Annotated in this window: 9 protein-coding genes; 4 read left to right on the top strand and 5 right to left on the bottom strand. The window is 54.5% G+C overall.

What is annotated here, in order from left to right; all coding sequences use genetic code 11:
- The 5 genes from B2R17_RS01210 to B2R17_RS01190 form a co-directional block, all read right to left on the bottom strand.
- Positions 1-218: pyridoxamine 5'-phosphate oxidase family protein (locus B2R17_RS01210; protein ID WP_349676978.1), on the bottom strand; the 218-nt coding region annotated here is incomplete at its 3' end.
- Positions 219-362: 144 nt separating this feature from the next.
- Positions 363-635: a GlsB/YeaQ/YmgE family stress response membrane protein gene (locus B2R17_RS01205; RefSeq protein ID WP_008661398.1), complete on the bottom strand. Its 273-nt coding sequence runs from the start codon at positions 633-635 to the stop codon at positions 363-365.
- 109 nt (positions 636-744) lie between these two features.
- On the bottom strand, positions 745-1,233 hold the full coding sequence (gene dps, locus B2R17_RS01200; protein ID WP_286762515.1) for a DNA starvation/stationary phase protection protein Dps: 489 nt from the start codon (positions 1,231-1,233) through the stop codon (positions 745-747).
- A 69-nt stretch (positions 1,234-1,302) separates the two neighbouring features.
- Complete coding sequence (locus B2R17_RS01195) at positions 1,303-2,109, bottom strand: SDR family oxidoreductase (protein WP_286762514.1); 807 nt, start codon at positions 2,107-2,109, stop codon at positions 1,303-1,305.
- A 71-nt stretch (positions 2,110-2,180) separates the two neighbouring features.
- Positions 2,181-2,399, bottom strand: a complete 219-nt coding sequence (locus B2R17_RS01190) for a DUF2945 domain-containing protein (RefSeq protein WP_286762513.1) — start codon at positions 2,397-2,399, stop codon at positions 2,181-2,183.
- Positions 2,400-2,658: 259 nt separating this feature from the next.
- On the opposite strand from B2R17_RS01190, the gene B2R17_RS01185 reads away from it, so the two are divergent.
- From B2R17_RS01185 to B2R17_RS01170, 4 genes are all read left to right on the top strand, one after another.
- A complete protein-coding gene (locus B2R17_RS01185; RefSeq protein ID WP_286762512.1) occupies positions 2,659-2,841 on the top strand; it encodes a zinc ribbon domain-containing protein in 183 nt (60 codons plus the stop codon).
- A gap of 412 nt (positions 2,842-3,253) precedes the next feature.
- A complete protein-coding gene (locus B2R17_RS01180) occupies positions 3,254-3,739 on the top strand; it encodes a nucleoside deaminase (RefSeq protein WP_008661393.1) in 486 nt (161 codons plus the stop codon).
- On the top strand, positions 3,732-4,202 hold the full coding sequence (locus B2R17_RS01175) for a response regulator (RefSeq protein WP_008661392.1): 471 nt from the start codon (positions 3,732-3,734) through the stop codon (positions 4,200-4,202). Before B2R17_RS01180 ends, B2R17_RS01175 begins: the two co-directional genes overlap by 8 nt.
- A 32-nt stretch (positions 4,203-4,234) precedes the next feature.
- Positions 4,235-4,841: DedA family protein (locus tag B2R17_RS01170; protein WP_286762511.1), on the top strand; the 607-nt coding region annotated here is incomplete at its 3' end.

Here is a 4,841-nt window from a genome sequence, read left to right as displayed (position 1 = left end):
TTGTTTGAACCTTGCATCGTCACCGCGACATCACGGTCCAACATCAGCTCAGCGATCTTGCCAGAGTTCCGATTGGTAACGAACCACAATTGGCCGTCGTCCGTTGCTTCCGCGATCGCCATGGGGCGAGCGTCCATACCACCGTCATCTGCTTTCGTGATCAGCATCGCGGTATCAAAGTCTTGGATCAGGTCGATTAGCTTTTCGTGAGTATTCATCATGCTTCTTTCGGTTGAAGTATTTCGGAAACGATTGCAAAGAGTCGCAAATCGGAGGCCAATGCGAACGAAAATCAGCCGACACGAAAAAAGGCGAGAGGAAAAACCTCTCGCCAATTTGTGTGACAGTCGCTCGTCAGCCAATCAATGGGTGATCGATTGCTGTGAACTGCTATTCCAGCGAGTCGCGATTGCGAGCACCGCAACGGCACCGATGATGGAACCGATCCATCCGGACGCTTGCATGGCCGATCCGCCAAACAGCAGGAAGGCGAGGAAGCCGCCGACGAATGAACCGACAACACCGAGCAAGATTGTTTTGACGATGCCGAGGTTTTGCCGTCCGGGATAAATCAGCCGAGCGAGGGCGCCGACGATCAAACCGAAAATGATCCAGCCAATGATTGGAATCAACATGTGTGAGCTCTTTGTGTGAGTGGAGGAAAAATCCTTCGTAGTTGCGTCCGCAATTCATGCGATCGGCGGACGGCCGGCGGATTACCGGCAATGGCGTCTGTCGCGGGGATCAGACTTCTTGGGCCTGAAGCATCCACAGATGCTTCTCGAGTTCACCCGAGATTGCGATCAGCATGTCTTCGCTGATCGCGTCGAGATCGCCGAGTTTCTCAATCGCCGAACGCAGCGACTCGATGACTTGTTTCAAAGCGTCCGCGACTCGCGATATTGTTTCGGAGACTTTCACGAATCCGTCTGGGTAGCCTTCCACCTTGCTTTCGGCAGCGACCGTGGAAACGCGGCCGTCAGCTGGAATGCCGAGTGTGACGATCCGTTCGGCGACTTCATCGCTTCCCGCTCGAACGGAGTCAATGATCTCGTCGAGTTGCAAATGAATGCTTCGAAAATTAGGACCCACGACGTTCCAGTGGGCTTGCTTCATCAGCAAAGCTAGATCGATCAGGTTGGTCAGGTTGTATTGCAACAAAGCAGTGACTTCCGCGGTGGTTTCGTCTTGAAGAATATCGCGTTTGAATTGAGTTTGGGTTGTAGTCGACATCGTTTGAACTCGTTGGTGTTTGTGATGGCAGTGACTGCCGTTGATAGTGAAAGGGCTCGAATGGTGGGGCTACTGAGCCAAGTAGTCTTCTCGAAAAGCACTGGCGGCGAGTGGTGCGGCGGCTTCAAAGCCACCGTCAATCGGCCAGCGTGCCCCGGTGACAAATCCCGCTTGCTCGGCGGCAAGGAAATTGATGACGGCCGCGACTTCATCGGGGTGACCAACCCGGCGGACCGGAATCGCCTCCCGTGGTGAGGTCTCGGCATCATCGGGATCCATGTCGTTCATCGGAGTGGCAATTTCGCCGGGGGCGACGGAATTGACCGTTATGTTCAGCGGAGTCAGATCCAACGCCAAACACTTCACCAAACCACCCAAAGCGTGTTTGGTCATCGTGTAGAGCGTGTCGACCGGACTGGCGATCGCTTCGTGAACACTGGTCACGACAATGATTCGACCCGGAGTTGATTTCGCGTCGCCTTCCAAACCGCCAGGCAACATGTGATGCACGGCCCGCTGGATCGCAAGCGTTGCACCAATCGTGTTGACGTTGAAGATTCGCTGAGCGGTTTCGACATCGAGATTCGGCATCGTTTGATTGACCATCATCCCAGCGTTGTTGACAAACACATCGAGGCCGCCCAGTTCGTCGACCATCTCATCGACGACTGGATTCGCAGTATCAGGGTTGGACAGATCCAACTGTTTGACCACGCACACACGTCCTTCGGCTTGCACCATTTCAGCGGTGCGTTTGGCGTCGTCTTCACCATGTGCGTAGGTGATTGCGACATCGTGTCCGGATCGAGCGAGGGCGACCGCGGTTGCGCGGCCGATGCCTGTGCTTCCCCCGGTGATGATTGCTTTGCGATTCATGGGTTTGTTTGAAATTGTTGGAAGCGGAAATTTGCTTTTGGTTGTCGAACTCACATCAGAAGCGAATCGCCTTACGCGTCTTGCAGTTCGCTTTCGCTCTTCAGCACGTGATCACCGTCTTCTTGCTCGATGTAGTAGGCCGGTTCGTCATCGCTGGCGTTCCGCGTCACGTCGTTGCCTTTGATGGTTTTGGTCACCCTTTCTTTGTAGGACTCTTTGATCTGTCCCTTGGCCGTTCCACCGCCGTAGTTCCACTGAACGTATTGGTTGACTTGAAACTTTTGGCTCACGGGAAGTCCTGTCAATTTGAGTGAGGTTTGGTTGGGCGAATCAAGCTTCGCTGAACGCGTTGCTGCGTTGTGATGAAGCCCTGACGCAAACGGCGGGCCAAAACCCTCGCCGTTATGATTGGCTCGCCGATTGCGGGTGACCTTTGACGGAAGACTTCTCAAGCAAACACTGCCTTTCGAGGCGCAAACGCCGGCATTGTTTTGATTTCTAGTCGAAACCTGCTGTCCTGATCCCCCCGCTTTCAAACGGAACACCACGATGAACGAACCCAAACAAGACACCGCCCCTCTCAACCACACTCCTTGTCCCGGATGCGGCAAGCCGGTGGACGACCGTGTTCCCGCGTGTCCCAACTGCGGCGAGAAGGTTTATGTTGAGCATCCAGGCGGAATCACTCCCACGAGGCACGAAAAGTTGCCCGCGAACGACCCTCGGAAGTAACGGTTTTGCGGGGTGTTGAACCCTGTGCGCGTCGGCTTGGGTTTGACTACCTCAGACCATGGCAAAGCCCCAGCTGGTCCGGGTTGCATGCCGAAATTGAGCGATGCAGTTGCCTGAGACGCATTGGGGTGATTTGACGCGAAACGGTCGATTGCAGACCAAGCAACGCTCCTAACCGAGTTTCAGGCTGATCATAGATCGTTGCTCAGGCCTCCAAAGCTGCGATGCCTGGTCGCTCAGTGCTGGCGATCGACCCAAAACCGCGCCGGTCGTCACCTCCGGTCCAGTGCTGTTCAGAAATCAAGTGAATCGCGGGCTGTGCGGCACTTGTTGAAGGTAGCGGCACGGTACTTGCGATGTATCTAACTTTGTCAATCCATTCCTTCATCGGTTCAGGTCTATGTCCTCATCCATGGCAGTTAACAGCGAAACGCTTCGCCAGTGGATGAAGTCCGTCGTGACGAAGACGATTGAAGGTGTGGCCATGGGCGAACATCCTTTTGGCGCAGGTGTCTTCACCGAAAGCGGGAAGCAAATTTCAGTTGCTCATAATCAAGTGGTATCGACCTGCGATCCGACTGCGCACGCCGAAGTGGTGGCCATCGGAAAGGCAGCGAAGAAGCTAGGCGGACCAGATCTTTCCGGTTTGTGGCTTGTTTCGACTGGTGAACCGTGCCCAATGTGCCTAGCCGCGATTGGATTGGCCGGCATCGAACACGTTGCCTATGGCGCGTGTGCATCAACGATTGAAACTGCCAACTTCGGCACATTGGGATTGAAGGCCAGTGAGCTTGCAGAGCAGTTGTCACCGCCGATCAAGTTGACCGGTGGCGTGTTAGAATACGATTGCTCGGCTCTTTTGATCAACCATCGCAAGAAGGACTCTGACGATGGTTGAGCTGAACGTGCAGGTCGCACATGAATTGCCGCTGCCAACGATCGGTATGAAGAATGTTCTTGTCGTGGATGATGTCGCAGTCATGCGAACGATCATCTCGCGAGTCCTTCGCAATCTGGAAGTTGAGAGCGTTCAGGCGGCGGATGGTTGTGAAGCGTTCGAGTTGCTGTCCAAGCAGAGTGTCAACGCGGTGATCACTGATATCGAAATGCCCAATTGGAGCGGTTTCGATTTGGTCGACGCGATGCGCCGGTCGAAAGACCAGCGAATTGCAACGTTGCCTGTCATTGTGACGAGCACCTTGGGAAGCAAAGCCATCGCCCGGAAAGCCCGACGATATGTCGGCGTGTATTTTCTTCCGAAACCCATCTCCGTCACTCGGTTGAGTGTCACTCTGAAGATGATTGCGACCAGTCGTTGGTTGCACGAGCGGTTCTCGGATGGTCGAAGAATTTGTCTTTGACTTGACCCGCACTCGTTAGGTCTTGTTCAATCATGGATCAGTGGATCGAAAGTATTTTGGAACAGTTCGGTGCATTCGGCGTTGGAATGCTGATGTTACTGGAGAACGTGTTTCCTCCTATTCCGTCCGAATTGGTGATGCCGTGGGCTGGTTACTCAGTCAGCCAAGGGCAATCCTCTTTTATCGCGGTCGTCATCGCGGGCAGCACTGGCTCATTTGTCGGTGCCTATGCGTGGTACTGGGTAGCTCGCCGGATCGGAAAGGAGCGGCTCGCGACGTGGGTGGACAAACATGGTGCTTGGCTGACCATTTCCCGGAACGACATCGACCAAGTTGATCGCTGGTTCGAACGTTGGGGTGCGGCGGCCGTGCTTTTGTGTCGCTTGATTCCTGGGCTGCGAACACTCATCAGTGTCCCGGCAGGTTTCGCGGACATGCCACCGGTAAAGTTCTCTGCTTACACTGCGATCGGGACAATCGCTTGGACTGCACTCTTGGCCGTGATCGGCTTGTGGCTGGGCAAAAACTACGGTGACTTGGCAGGTCCACTTAGTTGGGTGAGTTCAGGTGTCATTGCAGTGATGCTTGCGATATGGGTTTACCGCCTGGTTCAGCAGCATCGTGCGAGAAGCGATCGTT

This window comes from Rhodopirellula sp. UBA1907 (assembly GCF_002337565.1).
GTDB lineage: Bacteria > Planctomycetota > Planctomycetia > Pirellulales > Pirellulaceae > Rhodopirellula > Rhodopirellula europaea.
The sequence above is the reverse complement of the archived record's forward strand: the minus strand, read 5'-3'. Positions and strand labels throughout refer to the sequence as shown.